Origin of the sequence: Oceanobacillus luteolus (genome assembly GCF_042678205.1) — a bacterium.
GTDB classification, from domain to species: domain Bacteria; phylum Bacillota; class Bacilli; order Bacillales; family Amphibacillaceae; genus Oceanobacillus; species Oceanobacillus luteolus.
This window is the reverse complement of sequence record NZ_JBHUDE010000028.1, coordinates 40,341-57,277: the sequence shown is the minus strand read 5'-3', so window position 1 is coordinate 57,277 and position 16,937 is coordinate 40,341. Positions and strand designations below refer to the sequence as shown.

Below are 16,937 nucleotides of genomic sequence, written 5' to 3'. Positions count from 1 at the left end.
CACCATCGTGGTAAGAAGAAAGGTTGTCAAAATTGAATCAAAAGAAATCGAATCTAGTTGTAATTGCTGTGGTTGGTCTTATTTTTGCCTTACTGTTGGATATTAAATATAAAGGATTGGTTTATCAAATATTACAACCGAAAAAGGTACAGTCCTGACAAAGGGAATACGGATTCAGAGAATGCGGCAAAATAGATGCATACTCTGCTACCGTATTCTTTTTTTTCTAGATATTGGTTATGTTGGTTTTCAAATTATCTTTACAATGTTCCTACTTTGGAATAAAATATTGAATGTTGTTCTTTTTTTAGGCAACAGCGTTGTCAGTTAAATAGTCACAACTTTACAACTTAGAGGAGGCTTACATCAATGGACTCGAAAGAGCGGGATGCCATACTGAAAACTGTGCCACAAAAAGGTTTCTTTGGACATCCTAAAGGTTTATCTACACTGTTTTTTACAGAGTTTTGGGAGCGATTCTCTTATTACGGGATGCGCGCCATATTACTCTACTATATGTATTATGAAATTTATCAAGGCGGACTAGGAATCGAGCTAACTACAGCTAACTCGATTATGGCGATATACGGTTCCTTAGTATATATGTCAGGTATTATTGGCGGATGGATTGCCGACCGAGTACTTGGAATGAACCAGACGGTATTTTATGGCGGCGTATTGATCATGATTGGTCATATTATTTTAGCGTTGCCAGGTGGTTTCACTGCATTATTAATTTCCATGCTTTTCATCATCATTGGGACAGGCTTACTAAAGCCGAATGTTGGTGGAATGGTTGGAGAACTATATACGAAGACAGATCCACGTCGTGATTCCGGATTCAGCATCTATTACATGGGTATCAACATGGGTGGTTTTCTTGCACCTTTAATTGTTGGTACGATTGGTGAGAAGTATAGCTTCCATCTTGGTTTCGGTATTGCGGCAGTAGGTATGTTTGCTGGGTTAGTTGTATACTTATTCACTCGTAAAAAATTTATGGGTCTTGCAGGGATGCAGGTGCCGAACCCACTCTCTGCGCGAGATAAGGGCTTATACGGTAGAATCTTTATTTTTGGTGCTTTAATAATTGGTCTACTTGGATGGGTAGGTTTTTCTATTGGCATACTAACTATTGAGCGTGTCATCTTCTCTATCAGTATTCTAGGAATTATTATTCCAGCTGCTTACTTCATTGTAATGTATCGCAGTAAAAAGACTACAGATGATGAGCGTTCACGTTTAATAGCCTATATACCTTTGTTTATTGCTGCAATGATGTTCTGGGCGATTGCGGAACAAGGTTCAAACATCCTTGCAACATATGCGAATACACGGGTAGAACTTAGTTTTCTAGGCTTTGAAATACAATCTTCATGGTTCCAATCGTTGAATCCATTGTTTATTATTACGCTTGCACCGGTATTCGCTTGGCTATGGGTTAAATTAGGAGATCGTCAGCCTAGTACTCCACAGAAGTTCTCGTTAGCTTTGATTTTCGCGGGTCTTTCATTTATTATTATGATCTTCCCGGCGGTATTTGCTGGAGCGGAAGCCTTGGTTAGCCCTCTATGGCTTGTAATGAGCTTCTTCTTGGTTGTTCTTGGTGAGTTACTATTATCTCCTGTCGGATTATCCGCTTCAACTAAACTTGCTCCCGCTGCGTTTGCGGCTCAAATGATGAGTCTTTGGAATCTATCCAACGCATCTGCGCAAGCGATCAACGCACAAGTGGTACGTTTCTATTCTGCTGAAACGGAAGCTGTTTATTTTGGTGCCATTGGTGGATTTGCAATCCTGTTAGGGATTGGATTAATGCTTCTTGCACCGAAGTTGAAGAAATATATGCGTGGTATCAACTAATATAATAAAAAGCCAACCAGTTCAAATTGGTTGGCTTTTTATTTATATTTAAGGCTATTATTGTAATAAACAAAAGGAATATGTTTGAGAGCCGTTCGATTGTAGAAGGCTATCTCCAGATGAACAACTTCCTATATTTAGTCCGGTATCAGTCTTTTACAGGGGAATCACTTGTGTTTAAAGCGATGATGCCACCGATGATAAGCGCGATACCAAGTAACTTCACAAGGTCTAGTGCCTCATTCCAAAACATAAAACCGACTAATGCAGTTAATGCCGTCCCAGCTCCCGACCAAATGGCGTATACGAGGCTTAGAGGAAGGGTACGGAGGCACAGGGATAATAAGTAAAATGAAACACCATAGCCGACAGCAACCCCGATAGACGGAGCGAGTACCGTAAAACCATCGGATAACTTCAACATGGAGGTGCCGAAAACTTCTGCTATAATTGAAATGATGAGTAAAGCAAAACCTTTCATGACAAAAGATCAACCTCTTTTCATCCTGTCTATACTTTAAATGTTTAGTAAAACAACCCCTGCGATAATAAGAAAGATTCCAGTTAATTTTTTCATATTAAAAATCTCTTTATAGACTAAAACACCTACTAATGAGGTTAGTGCTGTCCCTACTCCTGCCCAGATAGCATAAACCATACCTATCGGCAATTCTGTGAGTGTCAAGGATAGACTATAAAAAGCGATTGAATACCCAATGATGACTCCTAGAGTCGGGATTATTCGCTTAAAACCATTAGTTAGTTTCAGTAAAGAACTGCCAAATACTTCACCTAAGATGGAAATGATAAGCAGTACGTATGCATTCAACTGTATACACCTTCCAATACTTGCTGTTCTAAACAATTATAGCTTTTCCATATGCATTCTGCAGTGTTGACGCTCCTCTTTGGCTCTATGATTTTTACAACAATTAGAAAAAATCTTATAATGAAAGTATATAAATAATGAAGCGACGATGGTGATGGAGTTGAAGAGACTAAATATATGGTTGCTGTTCTTTGCAATTTTTTTAACAAGTTGCTCCCAAGCGGGGGAGGGGAAGGTGCAGACAACATTGAATGTTGCGGCTGCCGTTAGTTTACAAGATGCATTAATGGAATTAAAGGAGATTTATGAAAAGGAAAGCGATGTCGAAGTTCTTTTTCAGTTGGGTGGGTCGGGCACACTTGCCCGTCAGTTGGAACAAGGGATGGATGCAGATGTTTTTTTATCGAGTAATATCACCTGGATGGATAACTTAGAAGAAAAAGACCTCATTATAAAAGAAACCCGAAAAGACATCCTACAAAATCGTTTAGTACTGGTGACGAATAAGGATGATGTTCCTTCTATTGATAATCTAATATATTTTAATTGGGAAGATGTAAATCGAATTGCGATAGGAAACCCGGAAAGTGTCCCTGCCGGAGAATATGCTAAGGAAGCGTTGATGGAACTGGAGATATGGGATGAGTGGGAGAACCAATTTGTATTTGCAAAGGATGTCCGACAGGTAATGGCATATGTTGAATCGGGAAATGCAGACTATGGGCTTGTATACGGTAGTGATATAGTAGTGTCAGAACAATTACACGTGGTGGCCACAATAGATTCTAGCCTACATACACAAATTATTTATCCTGGAGCAGTAATAAAGAATTCGGAACATGTAGAAGAAGCTACAGGTTTTTTACAGTTTCTGCAAACTGATGTGGCACAGGAAGTGTTCAAACATTATGGCTTTGGAGGTAATCCCTAATGGATATGGATCTTTTTCCTTTATGGATATCTCTGAAAACAGCAAGTGTTGCCACGATAATTGTATTTTTGCTCGGTGTTTTCCTTGCTTGGACTTTTTCTAGGCGGAATTTTTTGGGGAAGACGGTTGTAGAAGCATTGTTTTTATTACCTATGGTCTTACCGCCAACGGTTGTTGGATTTGGTTTATTATATCTTTTTGGCAGAAATGCTTTTTTAGGGAACATCTTGAGTGAATTCTTTGGCATACAAATTGTATTCACTTGGTATGCTGTCGTCTTGGCAGCCATTGTTGTATCCTTTCCGTTGATGTTTCAGAGCGCAAAAGCGGCATTTCAACAATATGACTCCAATTTAGAAAGGGTTGCTTATACAATGGGGGCTTCTCGTATCCGTGTATTTTGGACGATATCTTTACCGCTTGCTTGGCCAGGTTTATTGGCGGGTCTTGTTTTGACATTTGCGCGTGCCCTAGGTGAGTTCGGTGCAACGTTGATGGTGGCTGGTTTTGTTCCCGGAGTGACCGAAACCATACCTTTAGCCATTTACTTTGCAGTTGAGAGCGGGGACATGGCAACCGCGGGAATTTGGGTTACAATCATTAGTATGGTAGGATTTGTTGCACTACTCTGGCTGAATTGGTGGAATAAACGGAGCATGCAGCGATTTCATAAGTGATGGGTGGAAATAATATGTTGCAAGTTGATATAAATAAACGTTTGTTTCATTTTGAATTGGAAGCTAAATTCGTTCTCCAGAGTCAAATCATGGTACTTGTCGGGAAATCGGGCTCTGGAAAAACAAGTCTTTTAAATTGTATTGCAGGAATTATACAACCGGATTCAGGAAATATTTTATTAAATGAACAAACATTCTTTTCCTCTGCCGGTTCCCTCCCGATTCAAAGGCGGAAAATCGGTTATCTTTTTCAAGATTATGCTTTATTTCCTCATATGACTGTAGGAAAAAATATCATATATGGAATGAAAGACGAAAAGCTCACCCGCAGACTTATGAAGGAGCTGCAAATAGAGCATTTGGAAGAATATTATCCCCATGAGATTTCAGGAGGGGAAAAACAACGGGTTGCATTAGTGCGGGCGCTCGCAACGGAACCGAGGTTGCTTATGTTGGACGAGCCGTTTGCTGCACTTGATGATGACACGAGAGATCTTGCTCATCAACAACTTCTCGAGCTCCATACTCAATGGAAGATACCTATAATTCTCGTAACGCATAGTAAACGTGAAGCTGAAAAGTTAGGAGATGTGATATATACAATGGAGGATGGGAAGTTGGTGATTTGAACCGGATTGCTTCTATTGAATAGTATTAGAGGCATGTTTGAAATTTAGGTGTAATGATTCGGTCAGGAACTGGTTTTCTGTAAACGCACAGTTTTACACTACTCTCAGGAATGGAGGGAATATATTGGGAGCAAGGAAGCAAAAGAGGAAACGAAAAATAGAGGACCGTATCGAAAGGTTTGATTGGATTCTTACAATTGGGGAAATCATTTTATATCTGCCCCGGATATTTGGCCGTTCGATTCGGAAGCTATTTGATTGGTTTTAGGAGGTATTGTGATGACGGTGTTAAACAATGATTGGGCTCCGTTACTGGAAGAGGAGTTTTCAAAAGAGTATTATCAGAATTTGAGACAATTTCTGAAGGAGGAATACTGCAGCAGGACAATTTATCCTGGAATGGACGACATATTCAATGCGTTACATTATACAGGCTATAAAGAGACGAAGGTTGTGATTCTTGGGCAAGATCCTTATCATGGTCCTAATCAAGCCCATGGCTTAAGTTTCTCCGTTCAAAAGGGTGTGGCGGTTCCTCCTTCTTTAAGGAATATTTATAAAGAAATTCAAGATGATTTAGGTATCGAACCCCCTGACCATGGTTATCTAAAGAAATGGGCTGATGAGGGTGTACTCTTATTAAATACTGTTCTGACCGTCAGGGAGAAGCAACCCGCTTCCCATCGGGGGAAAGGTTGGGAGAACTTCACAAATAAAGTGATAGGACTTGTAAATGAAAAATCGGATCCGGTTGTCTTTATTCTTTGGGGCCGTCACGCTCAGGAAAAAGAGACCTTACTGACAAATCCGCAGCATCTTATTATTAAATCTCCACACCCAAGCCCGTTCTCTGCAAATCGGGGCTTTTTTGGAAGCAAGCCTTTTTCAAGAGCGAATGATTTTCTGAAAGCGAATGGTCGTCATCCGGTTAATTGGAATTTGACATAGACATGGTGTACATTTTGTAATGTAGGCGAAGGATGTATAGAAATAATGGATATTAAGCTGCATTGCAACTAGTCTTTATATTACTTATAATAGTTGATAATTATCATAATTTAATCATATTACTTCATCTAAAGGGGCGAGAATGAATGGACCGTGTCTACAACTTTTCAGCAGGGCCTTCTGTTTTACCACAGTCTGTGCTGGCAAAGGCGCAAGCGGAACTATTGAATTATGCAGATTCTGGAATGTCAGTAATGGAGCTTAGTCATCGATCTAGTCTATTTAACGACATTATTGAAAAAGCAGAGAAGGACTTACGTGATTTGATGGATATTCCTGATAATTATCAAATCCTATTTCTACAAGGTGGAGCAACACTTCAATTTTCCATGATACCATTGAATTTGATGGTAAAGGGGAAGGCTGGATATATCCATACGGGCTCTTGGTCGAAAAAAGCGATACAAGAAGCAAAGAAATATGGAGAAATTGATGTTATTGCCTCTAGTGAGGATAAAGGATTCACATACATACCAAAGCTGGATCAAGTACAATTCGACCAAGTTTACGATTATATCCATATAACAACAAATAATACGATTGAAGGTACTGCTTATTCCGATATACCTGACACAGGTGATATTCCACTTGTTGCAGACATGTCCTCGAATATTCTTTCAGAGGTTATTGATGTGAAGAAATTTGGAGTCATTTATGCAGGTGCTCAGAAAAATATAGGACCTGCAGGACTGACCCTTGTTATTATCCGGGAAGATTTGATTGGGAAAGCTAAAAAAAATTGCCCGGTCATGTTGGATTATAAGACTCACAGTGATAGCAATTCTCTATACAATACTCCGCCAACCTTTGCTATTTATATGGCTTCCCTTGTTTTCGAATGGTTAAAGGAGCTTGGCGGTGTGAAGAAAATGGAAGAACTCAATCGTGGGAAAGCGGCTATATTGTATGGTTATCTTGAACAGTCGAAGCTATTCTCAAGTCCGGTAGAAAAAGAAAGCCGTTCGCTCATGAATATTCCTTTTGCAACTTCGACTGCAGCACTTGATGCGGAGTTTTTAGCAAAAGCACAAGCTGCAGGACTTGTGACGTTGAAAGGGCACCGTTCGGTTGGTGGAATGCGTGCGAGCATTTATAATGCGATGCCGGTTGAAGGTGTGAAAAGACTCGTTGAAGTAATGGAAATTTTCGAGAACAGCCATAAAGTAAATGTGTAATGAGGATTATGTGATGGGACTTGCGGTAACAGTGACTGCGAATTTAAGGTATTTTCTACCCATGTATCTTCACCGATGAATACCGAGTTGTTGATGACTGGGATAAAGATTCTTTGACTTTATGATAATTAGTGTTCCGCTTCGAATACGATTGTTTGTTGTCTTGAATCTCTGTATTTCCCATTATAGATTGATGAAAAGAGACGATGTAATGAAGCAATATAAATATGATAAGTTACTAGGGATACGGACGGGGGAGGACCGTTTCGTCTCCCCATCGTTCAATACCCATTATAATCCGTATGAACCAACATCCTATGAAACATTGGAAACGTTAATAGAACACTACCCTATTGATAAAAACGATCATATCGTTGATTTTGGGTGTGGCAAAGGTAGAGTTAATTTCTTTCTCCATCATTTCACTGGAGCATCGGTAAAAGGTATTGAGATGAAGGATGAATTTTTTGAAGGCGCTCAGATCAATTTAGAGAAATATAAAAAAAATTTCCCTGACAGTACCAGCACCATAGAGTTTCTAGTTTGTTTAGCGGAAGAATATCGAATTACGGAAAGAGACAATCGATTTTATTTCTTCAATCCGTTTTCTGTACAAATCTTTCAAAAGGTCGTAAATAATATACTTCATTCTGTTGAGGAATACCCACGTTCCGTAGATATTATTCTTTATTATCCACATGAAGATTATATCTATTACCTTGAGAAAAACACTGCCTTTGAATTGATACAAGAAATTAAGATTGATTGTTTTTATAAAAATGATTCTGATGAGCGGATATTAATCTATCGAAAATAGAAGTACCCGTGTCATATTTACATGACACGGGTACTTGATTTTGTTCTATAGAAGATCTCTTCTTAAATCACTTGCTGAACGTGGAGATAAGTAACCTGGTGCAATGTCAAAAACGGTCTTGGCACCAACTGCCCCTTCTTTACTTAAACGATGTGCCGCTCGAGCATACGCGACGAGCACGCTGGAAGTGAATTCTGGATTACTTTCCAATTTGAGGGAGAACTCAATGAGCTGTTTATTATCCTCACCTGTTTTTCCAGAGCGAATCACAAATCCTCCATGAGGTGCTTTAGAATGCTCTTTTTTCAGTTCTTCTTCCGTAATGAAATGAACTTCTGTCTGATAGTCGGCAAAGTAGTTAGGCATTGTTTTAATCGTATTTTCAATTTCGTTTGTATCCGCGCCTTCTTCAGGAACGATATAACAAACACGGCGATGCTTTTCTGCTGTTTCTAATGTTGGGTTTTCTCCGCTGCGAACCCGTTCCATCGCTTCATCTGATGGAATCGTATATTGGACTCCGGCTTTAACACCTTCAACACGACGGACTGCATCAGAGTGTCCTTGGCTTAATCCTTTACCCCAGAATGTGTATGTTTCTCCGTTAGGGATAATCGCTTCACTGACTAAGCGGTTAATGGAAAACAACCCCGGATCCCAACCGACAGCAATAATGGAAATATTTCCACCTTGCTTGGCAGCTTCATCGACTGCTTCAAAGTATTCTGGAATCTTTGCATGTGTATCATAGCTGTCAATGGTATTAAAGAGTTTAGTATATTTCGGTCCTTGTCCTGGTAAATCTGTTGCCGAACCACCACATAGAATCATAACGTCGATCTTATCTTTATAACTTTCAACTTCATCGATATGTACTGCTTTAATAGATGGATCCTCCAGTTCAAGAGAAGCAGGATCTCTTCTGGTGAAGACGGCAACGATCTCCATATCGGAGGTTTGTTTCACAGCCTTTACCGTACCTTTTCCTAAGTTACCATATCCTAAAATACCTACTTTTATTGGATTGCTCATGAAAAATCCTCCTTGTTATTTTATGGGTTCATTCTACAGAAAAATAAACGATTCCTCAAATGTTAACACTAGAAGCTTTTACGTCCAGGGCATTCATTTTTTCCATGATTGTGATCATGCGAAGCAGCTGTTCATTAATTGGAGTTGGAACATGATACTTCTTTCCCAGCTCAACTACCGTACCAGCAAAATATTCCACCTCGGTCTTCCTGTTTCCTTCGATATCTTGGAGCATTGAAGTTTTCCCCTTAGGAGATAGCGCGTGCAGTATTGGACGAAAGTTTTTAACATCCTCATCCGTAAGACCGACACCAGCCTTTTTCGAAATTTCCACGACTTCATACATCGCGTCCTCCATCCAGCTGTATAGGGAAGGGACTTTATGAAAGTATTCATATGGTGCGCGCTTTACTGCAGAAACCTGATTCACACCAACGTTAAGCATGAATTTGGCCCAAATTGCATGCCAAATGTCTTGAGGAATTTCATAAGGTATCGCAGCTGCATCAAATAGTGTTTTGACTGCCTGCGCATCTTCTTCTGTCCCAAAATCCTCTCGGTAACCGAAACATATCTTACCTAAGCTGGAGAATCGGATCTGTTGATTTTCACGTACAGCATCGATTCCTACACACATACTATGAAGGATATGTGCATTTTCAGTTGCTTCGTATATCTCCTCTTCGCTGGAAATCCCATTCAGTAGCGATAATATTATTGTGTCAGGGCCGATATGGTGCTTTATTTCTTGAATAGCTTGCTTTAATTCTGCATTTTTCACTGAAAAAATTACTAAGTCGCGTGGTCCACTGTCTGTTTCAGGTGTTTCGTAACGAAAATTATATGTTTCCTCCAATACTTTTATTCCGCTTTGTTGATAGCGGGAAATTCTTTCCTCGTTCGCAACAACAGTAAAATCATCACCAAGATATTGATGTAACTTGCTTCCGTATGCAGCTCCAATTGCACCTAAGCCAATTAAAGAGACGGTACGAATTTTTTTCATTTTTAGAATCCCCCCAAATCTTATAAAGAAGAGCCATGATAAGATGTACTCAAAAAAACTAATGAATATATTAAAGTATTATATCAAAAAAGAGACGCATTCTAAAATATTCAGAAATATGAATAGGTAATGATAGAGTGATAATTATACTAATAGAATGAAATAACAACGATGAGCCGATAGTTGCTTACATCGGCCCATCGTTGTTATTGATTCTATCTTAGCGATTTTTTTCAAACACTACTGCTTCATAACCTAATACAGTAATAAATTCTCCGCTAATTTCCGAGTGATTGGTTCTTTCTTTTGAAAGGTTTGATACGGAAATTTTCCAATTCCCTGGTGCTGGTAATTTGACCCGTTTTTCAAGAGCTGTAGGGTTGATGAATATGGCAAAGTCCTTCTTATCCCCTAGAAGAGTGAAGTTGAATAGGGGCTCATTCTCATTGGATGGATGAAAACGTCTAGAAATTTCTTCCTTCGTGCGCAAACGGAATTCAGGATTCTCTTTTCTTAATAGAATCAGCTTTTTAACAAACTGAACATTATCATCTTCCAGCTCACGACGGCTCCAATCCAACTGATTAATCGCATCTCCTGAAATATAACTGTTTTCAACTCCGTATTTTGTCCGGAAAAATTCCTGTCCGGCGTGTAGGAATGGAACTCCTTGGCTTAAAATAGTAAGAGCAGTTGCGAGTTGGTGCATCTTTTTTCGGGTATCAGAATCTTCCTTATTTGTAAGTGCCAAGCGATCCCATAGGGTGTGGTTGTCATGGCATTCTACATAATTAATCGTCTGACCAATGTCATGCTGGTCCATTCCTTCCACTAAAGTTCCACCGCTTAGCAGTGCTGGAAGTCGTTCATAATTATGACCGTTCCCATTTACATAACCGGTATCGTGGGCATCAAATAACTTCCCCTTTAACGTGTCCCGGAAATAATCGTTAAAGAAACCAATTCCTTTTACTCGGTCCGCATGAGCGGAAATTGCTTTATCATTTCGAGGAATAGCAGTAGCTAGATCCCAGCCTTCACCGAACAGCAGAATTGTACGCTTCTCTTTGAGGCAACGTTTTTTTATTTGCTGCATAGTCTCTATATCCATATTTCCCATTAAATCAAAACGAAAGCCATCTACTTTATATTCTCTTAACCAAAAATCAATTGTATCGAGAATAAATTTACGGACCATTTTGCGTTCCGTTGCCAAATCATTTCCTACACCAGTGCCATTACTGAGAGTTCCATTTTCATGATAGCGGAAAAAGTATCCTGGGACGAGCTTCTCAAAAACTGATTCCTCCATAATAAATACATGATTAAGGACGACATCTTGAATTATCCCCAATTCTTCGTCATGAAATGCCTGAATCACTTTCTTCAGCTCATTTATTCTTGCGGTTGCCCTATCAGGGAGAACAGAGTAACTTCCTTCAGGAACTTGAAAAAATAGTGGGTCATATCCCCAGTTATAGTCGGATTCGGACTCTAAATCGGATACTCGAGCAAAATCATTGATGGGAAGCAGTTGGATGTGTGTGACACTTAGCTCTTTTATATAAGTTAAACCAGTCGAATAGCCGTTTTTAGTAGTCGTATTTTTCTCAGTCAAACCTAAATATTTTCCTTTGTTGACTATTCCACTGTTTGGATGGATAGTAGCATCACGTACATGAAGTTCATAAATAACGGCATCCACTGGATGTTCGATCGGAGTTTGAAATTCATCAAGCTGCATGGTACGCGAAAAGTCAACAAGTATGGAAGTTTCACTATTGGCCGACAAGCCTTTTGCATAGGGGTCATGAACGTTTATCTTTTTACCATGAATGATGGCCTCAAAATGATAACTGCAGCCATGCCAGTCCCCCGCTAGAGAAAGCGTCCATACTCCCTTTTCAGAACGATTCATTGGATAGAGGTTTCCTTCGACATTGACTTCAACACTGGTCGCAATTGGGGTCCATACGCGAAAGACCGCTTCTTGCTCCGTGCATAATGGACCTAATTCAACATCCAGTACTGCAAACCTTTCGTCGAACTCCTTCGTACGGACGATATTTCTTGGATGGATCGGTATTTGTTTTTCACCCCAAAGCAATACCAAATCTTCCCCGATTGGGAGCTCTTCATGATGTTTTACTTGCACTGCGTGGCTGTATGTCTCCTCGATAAACTCTGTTTGAAAATAGGTTTGCTTTTTCTCCCAATAGATAATGGGAGGATTATTGGTTTGTTTCCTCAAAGGGTCCAATTCATCAATTGGAATGGTGATGAGATGATAATCATCCATCCATGCCGTGTATTCGCTCATGAAACTATCTCCTTTTATGACTATAATTACCGAATTGTCATCTAAACAAAGTAATAGCCCTCTTTGTTCACATTTAAACCAATTGCTTCCTAATCATATTTACCTGTTCTTAATAGTATAGACGCTACGTTCTGATTGGTTTCTTACAAGGTTGTTAAGTTTTCTATAAGATTAGAGAAATAAACAGAAATTACAATTTATTTGTAATATATTTATAATATAGTTCTTTACGTCTGGATTATAGGTTCATCACAATGTTCAAAACTTAAGGAAAGACTAGGTTTAACCTCAAATTTGGCTACTTCTTGAACTTTCCTATGCAATCGACAAAAAGCTACAATAAAGTATAAAAAATATTCAAAATTCACCTTGCATTTATCTTGAAATGGTGATAATGTTTTTTGGTATATAAGGGAGGGAATCTAGTTGTACCGCATCGCTGAAGAAGATATTTTTTTATTTCATCAAGGAACAAATTACCAGAGTTATCAGCTGCTTGGCTGTCATTTTATTGATTGGGAAGAGGAGCAGGGTTACCGATTCGTTGTATGGGCTCCTCATGCCAAGCATGTCGCTATTGCGAGTGAATTAAATGGTTGGCAAGGGAATACACATGAACTAAAACGATGGAATGAGGAAGGATTATGGGTTGGTTTTTTCACTGATATACCTCCTTGTACCGCTTATAAATATCAAATTACTACAGTTGATAACGAAAGGATTTTAAAAGCAGATCCATATGCGACTCAAGCTGAAATTCGTCCACAAACCGCCTCTATGACCCCTTCACTTCAATCTTATGAGTGGAACGATGATGCTTGGCAAGAGCAAATGAAAATATATAATCCTTATACTTCTCCGATAACCATCTATGAAGTCCACCTCGGTTCCTGGAGAATCAAGGATAATGGAGATTTTTACACTTACACAGAGCTTGCACAAATACTAATCCCCTATGTAAAAGATTTAGGTTATACCCATATTGAGCTATTGCCGATTGCAGAGCATCCCCTTGATTTATCTTGGGGCTATCAAATCACTGGGTATTATGCCGTTACATCAAGATATGGCACACCAGAAGAATTTAAATATTTTATTGATTGCTGTCATCAGGCAGGAATTGGCGTCATTATGGATTGGGTTCCTGGTCACTTCTGTAAAGACGATTTTGGTCTGCGTGAGTTTGATGGAAGGCCGCTCTATGAATATCAAGATCCGAAAAAAGCCGAAAAAAGAAACTGGGGAACGCTGGCCTTCGATTTTGGTCGCCCGGAAGTCCAAAGTTTCCTAGTGTCAAATGCTATTTATTGGCTTAAAGAATTCCATATTGACGGTCTTCGTGTAGATGCTGTTGCCAGCATGTTGTATTTGAATTTTGATCGTCCTGATGATGAAGAAAAGATTTTCAATTCCTACGGTGGAGAAGAGAATCTAGAAGCCAGTGCGTTTTTGCAGAAGTTGAATGAAACGGTTTTTCGCTATCGACCCAATGCATTAGTAATGGCTGAAGATAGTTCTGATCTTCCGATGATCACGTCGCCAACTTATCTTGGTGGGTTAGGTTTCAATTTCAAATGGAATATGGGATGGATGAACGACATGCTGGAATTCATGAAGTTGGATCCAATTCATCGGAAATGGCATCACAATTTAGTAACCTTTTCATTTATGTATACGTTCGCGGAGAATTTTTTGTTACCACTGTCCCATGATGAAGTGGTACATGGAAAAAAATCATTACTCGATAAGATGCCGGGAGATCAATGGCAGCAATTTGCGAGTCTACGTTTATTAATCGGCTATATGTACACACATCCCGGAAAAAAGTTGTTATTCATGGGAACGGAGCTCGCACTTTATTCCGAGTGGAAAGACCAGGAACAATTAGACTGGCATCTATTGGATTACCCACTACATAAAGGAATTTTTCATTATGTTAAAAAGTTAAATCACTTTTTAAAGGACCAACCAGCTTTATATGAATTGGATCATGAATCATCTGGTTTTGAATGGATTGATCCACATAATATCGATCAAAGCATTATTGCATTTAGAAGACGAGCAAGAAACAAACAGGAGGAGTTGATTATTGTTTGTAACTTCACGCCAAAGGTTTATTACGACTATAAAGTCGGGGTACCAGAACCCGGAGTACATGAAGAAATCTTCAATTCGGATCACGAATCGTTTGGAGGTTCCGGCCAATTGAATGGGATGCATTTTAGCTTCCCTGATAAATGGCATGGAATGAAACAACACATCAAAGTAAAAATTGCTCCATTAGCTGTAATGATTTTTAAAAGAAGAGTTGAGGAGGATGCGAAGTGAAAGAATGTCTTGGAATGTTACTGGCTGGAGGAGAAGGAAAGCGATTAGGTCCATTGACGAGTGAAAATGCTAAGCCTGCTGTCCCTTTTGGCGGGAAATATCGAATCATCGATTTTACATTAAGTAATTGTGCAAATTCTTCCATTCCGACACTCGGTGTTTTGACGCAGTATTCACCAATCATGCTAAATCGTCACATAGGAACTGGAAAACCATGGGATATGGATCGACGGGATGGTGGTGTAACGACACTTTCTCCAGCGATTGGGAAGCATGGGGGAGATTGGTATTCTGGAACGGCTGATGCGATTTATCAAAATATACATTTTATCGATCAATATAATCCGAAATACGTCCTCGTAATCTCTGGTGATCATATTTATCAAATGAACTATCAATCCATTCTTAGACAGCATAAGGAAACAGCAGCTGATGCAACGATTTCAGTAATTGAAGTTCCCTGGGATGAGGCATCCCGCTTTGGAATTTTAAATACAGAAGATGGTTTAAGAATCTATGAATTTGATGAAAAGCCGGCTGAACCGAAAAATAATCTGGCATCAATGGGGATTTATATGTTTACCTGGTCTACACTACGCAAATATTTAATCGAGGATGCTGAGAATAAGAATTCGAGTCATGACTTCGGTAAAGATATTATACCGGCAATGCTTGAAGATAATAAGCCGCTATTTGGTTATCAGTTCGATGGTTACTGGAAGGATGTCGGGACCATCCGAAGTTATTGGGAAGCGACAATGGATTTGCTGGATGAGAATTCCGGTTCTCCGATTTCCGTTGCAAGAGAGGATATGAGTAAGCAAATTTATACAAATGAAGCTAATTTGCCACCTCATTTCATAGGAACTTCAGGGACAGTAATAAATTCATTAATCAATTCAGGTTGCTTTATCTATGGGCATATTTTGAATTCTGTGATCTTCCAAAAAGTGCTTGTAAAGAAAAACGCATATATAAATGAATCGATTTTACATCCAGGTGTATGTGTTGGCGAGGATGTCCACCTTGAACGGGTGATTGTGATGGAAAATACGGAGATTGCTGACGGGGTAAGAATACATGCATTAGAGGAAGAAGAGCCGATTGTGATTAATCAGGAAAATCTCTCAGAGTATGTTGCTGTAAGGGAGGAGATTGTGTAATGGAGCGAATGATGGGACTGATTAATTTGGAACATGAACACCATGTGTTTAATGAGTTGACCTATTTTCGGAACAATGCATCGCTTCCATTTGCCGGACGTTATCGTCTGATTGATTTTGCTTTATCGAATATGACGAATTCAGGTATTGAAGAAGTTGCTGTATTTGTACGGAATAAGTACCGCTCGTTACTTGATCATCTGGGAACAGGTGATAGTTGGGATTTGGACCGAAGACATGGGGGGTTGTTCATTTTACCTCCTGACTGGAATGATCCCACTGATCGATCTCTAGGTGATTTAAGCTTCTTCCATAATAATCGGGATTATTTTTATAGAGGAAAGGCAAATCATGTTTTGGTGAGTGGTAGTCAGTTTATCGCTAATACAGATTATAAAGATGCTTTCAAACGGCATCTCATCCACGATGCAGATGTGACAGTCATCTACACTGATGTTGATACCATCGGACCTGAACATCAAGCATACTATCGAGTCGAGACGGATCAGGATGGTTGGGTAACCCAGATGACGAATGACCACCGGAACCCGAATGTATTTACTGGGGTTTATATTATTAAAAAGGAACTTCTACTAGATATTGTGGATTATTGTATTGCCTATAACTATGACAATTTGTTTATGAATGGAATTAAGGAGCGGCTTCAGGAATTAAAAGTATATTCGTACCGTTTTGAGGGATACCACGCGTTTATCAATACAACTGAAAGTTATTATCGGGAAAATATGAAACTCTTGCAAGAACAGAATTTTTTAAGGTTATTTCAAAAACCATTTATCCGGACCAAGGTTTCGAGCAACCCGCCGGTGAAATATCAGGCACAAGCGGTGGTGAATAATTCAATTATAGCGAATGGTTGCATAATCAACGGTGACGTGGAGAACAGTATTCTTTTCCGTGGAGTGGAGGTAAGTGAACACTCACAAATAAGGAACTCCATTATTATGCAGCGCTGCAAAATTGAGGAAGATGTGTATTTGGAAAATGTCATTTTAGATAAAGATGTGCATGTAAAAAGTGGCCAGCGGATCATCGGCACAAAAGAGAAACCATATATCGTGGCAAAACGTCAGGTCGTATAGTTGTGAATAAGATTGTGGCAACTGGTAAACAACACACTATGTAAAATCAAGTTGAG

General features: G+C 39.3%; 17 protein-coding genes. 12 read left to right on the top strand and 5 right to left on the bottom strand.

Annotated elements, in window-relative coordinates; translation table 11 throughout:
* Positions 1-32 precede the first annotated feature (32 nt).
* Positions 33-158 carry a hypothetical protein gene (locus ACFSBH_RS06005; protein WP_285853682.1) on the top strand — a complete coding sequence of 42 codons (126 nt, stop codon included), beginning with the start codon at positions 33-35 and terminating at the stop codon, positions 156-158.
* 211 nt (positions 159-369) lie between these two features.
* Positions 370-1,863, top strand: a complete 1,494-nt coding sequence (locus ACFSBH_RS06000) for a peptide MFS transporter (protein WP_251513504.1) — start codon at positions 370-372, stop codon at positions 1,861-1,863.
* 148 nt (positions 1,864-2,011) lie between these two features.
* On the opposite strand, the gene ACFSBH_RS05995 is transcribed toward ACFSBH_RS06000, so the two are convergent.
* Together ACFSBH_RS05995 and ACFSBH_RS05990 are read right to left on the bottom strand one after the other, a co-directional pair.
* Positions 2,012-2,344: a DMT family transporter gene (locus tag ACFSBH_RS05995; protein ID WP_251513500.1), complete on the bottom strand. Its 333-nt coding sequence runs from the start codon at positions 2,342-2,344 to the stop codon at positions 2,012-2,014.
* Positions 2,345-2,380: 36 nt separating this feature from the next.
* Positions 2,381-2,692 (bottom strand): DMT family transporter, encoded by a 312-nt coding sequence (locus ACFSBH_RS05990; protein WP_251513496.1) that lies wholly within the window; start codon positions 2,690-2,692, stop codon positions 2,381-2,383.
* A gap of 235 nt (positions 2,693-2,927) precedes the next feature.
* Between ACFSBH_RS05990 and modA the strand changes: the two genes are divergently transcribed.
* The 7 genes from modA to ACFSBH_RS05955 all read left to right on the top strand — a co-directional run bounded on the left by modA (position 2,928) and on the right by ACFSBH_RS05955 (position 7,929).
* Positions 2,928-3,623: a molybdate ABC transporter substrate-binding protein gene (modA, locus tag ACFSBH_RS05985; RefSeq protein WP_251513492.1), complete on the top strand. Its 696-nt coding sequence runs from the start codon at positions 2,928-2,930 to the stop codon at positions 3,621-3,623.
* A gap of 5 nt (positions 3,624-3,628) precedes the next feature.
* Positions 3,629-4,300, top strand: a complete 672-nt coding sequence (gene modB, locus ACFSBH_RS05980; RefSeq protein ID WP_251513624.1) for a molybdate ABC transporter permease subunit — start codon at positions 3,629-3,631, stop codon at positions 4,298-4,300.
* Positions 4,301-4,314: 14 nt separating this feature from the next.
* Complete coding sequence (locus ACFSBH_RS05975) at positions 4,315-4,929, top strand: ATP-binding cassette domain-containing protein (protein WP_251513489.1); 615 nt, start codon at positions 4,315-4,317, stop codon at positions 4,927-4,929.
* Positions 4,930-5,053: 124 nt separating this feature from the next.
* Complete coding sequence (locus ACFSBH_RS05970; protein WP_251513486.1) at positions 5,054-5,197, top strand: hypothetical protein; 144 nt, start codon at positions 5,054-5,056, stop codon at positions 5,195-5,197.
* 11 nt (positions 5,198-5,208) lie between these two features.
* Positions 5,209-5,877 (top strand): uracil-DNA glycosylase, encoded by a 669-nt coding sequence (locus ACFSBH_RS05965; protein WP_251513483.1) that lies wholly within the window; start codon positions 5,209-5,211, stop codon positions 5,875-5,877.
* A 146-nt stretch (positions 5,878-6,023) separates the two neighbouring features.
* Positions 6,024-7,112 carry a 3-phosphoserine/phosphohydroxythreonine transaminase gene (gene serC / locus ACFSBH_RS05960; RefSeq protein ID WP_379596533.1) on the top strand — a complete coding sequence of 363 codons (1,089 nt, stop codon included), beginning with the start codon at positions 6,024-6,026 and terminating at the stop codon, positions 7,110-7,112.
* Between the two features lie 211 nt (positions 7,113-7,323).
* Positions 7,324-7,929 (top strand): class I SAM-dependent methyltransferase, encoded by a 606-nt coding sequence (locus ACFSBH_RS05955; RefSeq protein ID WP_251513475.1) that lies wholly within the window; start codon positions 7,324-7,326, stop codon positions 7,927-7,929.
* A 45-nt stretch (positions 7,930-7,974) separates the two neighbouring features.
* Here the strand turns inward: ACFSBH_RS05955 and ACFSBH_RS05950 are convergent, their stop codons facing one another.
* From ACFSBH_RS05950 to pulA, 3 genes are all read right to left on the bottom strand, one after another.
* The gene (locus ACFSBH_RS05950) at positions 7,975-8,961 is read right to left on the bottom strand and encodes a diaminopimelate dehydrogenase (RefSeq protein WP_251513472.1); all 987 of its coding nucleotides are present in this window, start codon (positions 8,959-8,961) and stop codon (positions 7,975-7,977) included.
* Between the two features lie 55 nt (positions 8,962-9,016).
* The gene (locus ACFSBH_RS05945; protein WP_379596530.1) at positions 9,017-9,967 is read right to left on the bottom strand and encodes a ketopantoate reductase family protein; all 951 of its coding nucleotides are present in this window, start codon (positions 9,965-9,967) and stop codon (positions 9,017-9,019) included.
* A 220-nt stretch (positions 9,968-10,187) separates the two neighbouring features.
* Positions 10,188-12,287: a type I pullulanase gene (pulA, locus tag ACFSBH_RS05940; protein ID WP_251513469.1), complete on the bottom strand. Its 2,100-nt coding sequence runs from the start codon at positions 12,285-12,287 to the stop codon at positions 10,188-10,190.
* Positions 12,288-12,713: 426 nt separating this feature from the next.
* Between pulA and glgB the strand changes: the two genes are divergently transcribed.
* Genes glgB through glgD form a run of 3 tightly spaced genes read left to right on the top strand, consistent with a single transcriptional unit; the run spans position 12,714 to position 16,881 of the window.
* On the top strand, positions 12,714-14,615 hold the full coding sequence (gene glgB / locus ACFSBH_RS05935; protein ID WP_251513468.1) for a 1,4-alpha-glucan branching protein GlgB: 1,902 nt from the start codon (positions 12,714-12,716) through the stop codon (positions 14,613-14,615).
* The gene (locus ACFSBH_RS05930; protein ID WP_251513467.1) at positions 14,612-15,778 is read left to right on the top strand and encodes a glucose-1-phosphate adenylyltransferase; all 1,167 of its coding nucleotides are present in this window, start codon (positions 14,612-14,614) and stop codon (positions 15,776-15,778) included. The genes glgB and ACFSBH_RS05930 overlap by 4 nt, the downstream gene beginning before the upstream one ends.
* Positions 15,778-16,881 (top strand): glucose-1-phosphate adenylyltransferase subunit GlgD, encoded by a 1,104-nt coding sequence (glgD, locus tag ACFSBH_RS05925; protein ID WP_251513466.1) that lies wholly within the window; start codon positions 15,778-15,780, stop codon positions 16,879-16,881. Before ACFSBH_RS05930 ends, glgD begins: the two co-directional genes overlap by 1 nt.
* Positions 16,882-16,937 lie beyond the last annotated feature (56 nt).

Bases quoted from the DNA above. Each gene is read 5' to 3' on its own strand.
- ACFSBH_RS06000 (WP_251513504.1), top strand. From the start codon at position 370: ATGGACTCGAAAGAGCGGGATGCCATACTGAAAACTGTGCCACAAAAA.
- ACFSBH_RS05995 (WP_251513500.1), bottom strand. From the start codon at position 2,344: ATGAAAGGTTTTGCTTTACTCATCATTTCAATTATAGCAGAAGTTTTC.
- modB (WP_251513624.1), top strand. From the start codon at position 3,629: ATGGATCTTTTTCCTTTATGGATATCTCTGAAAACAGCAAGTGTTGCC.
- ACFSBH_RS05975 (WP_251513489.1), top strand. From the start codon at position 4,315: ATGTTGCAAGTTGATATAAATAAACGTTTGTTTCATTTTGAATTGGAA.
- ACFSBH_RS05965 (WP_251513483.1), top strand. From the start codon at position 5,209: ATGACGGTGTTAAACAATGATTGGGCTCCGTTACTGGAAGAGGAGTTT.
- serC (WP_379596533.1), top strand. From the start codon at position 6,024: ATGGACCGTGTCTACAACTTTTCAGCAGGGCCTTCTGTTTTACCACAG.
- ACFSBH_RS05955 (WP_251513475.1), top strand. From the start codon at position 7,324: ATGAAGCAATATAAATATGATAAGTTACTAGGGATACGGACGGGGGAG.
- ACFSBH_RS05950 (WP_251513472.1), bottom strand. From the start codon at position 8,961: ATGAGCAATCCAATAAAAGTAGGTATTTTAGGATATGGTAACTTAGGA.
- ACFSBH_RS05945 (WP_379596530.1), bottom strand. From the start codon at position 9,967: ATGAAAAAAATTCGTACCGTCTCTTTAATTGGCTTAGGTGCAATTGGA.
- pulA (WP_251513469.1), bottom strand. From the start codon at position 12,287: ATGAGCGAATACACGGCATGGATGGATGATTATCATCTCATCACCATT.
- glgD (WP_251513466.1), top strand. From the start codon at position 15,778: ATGGAGCGAATGATGGGACTGATTAATTTGGAACATGAACACCATGTG.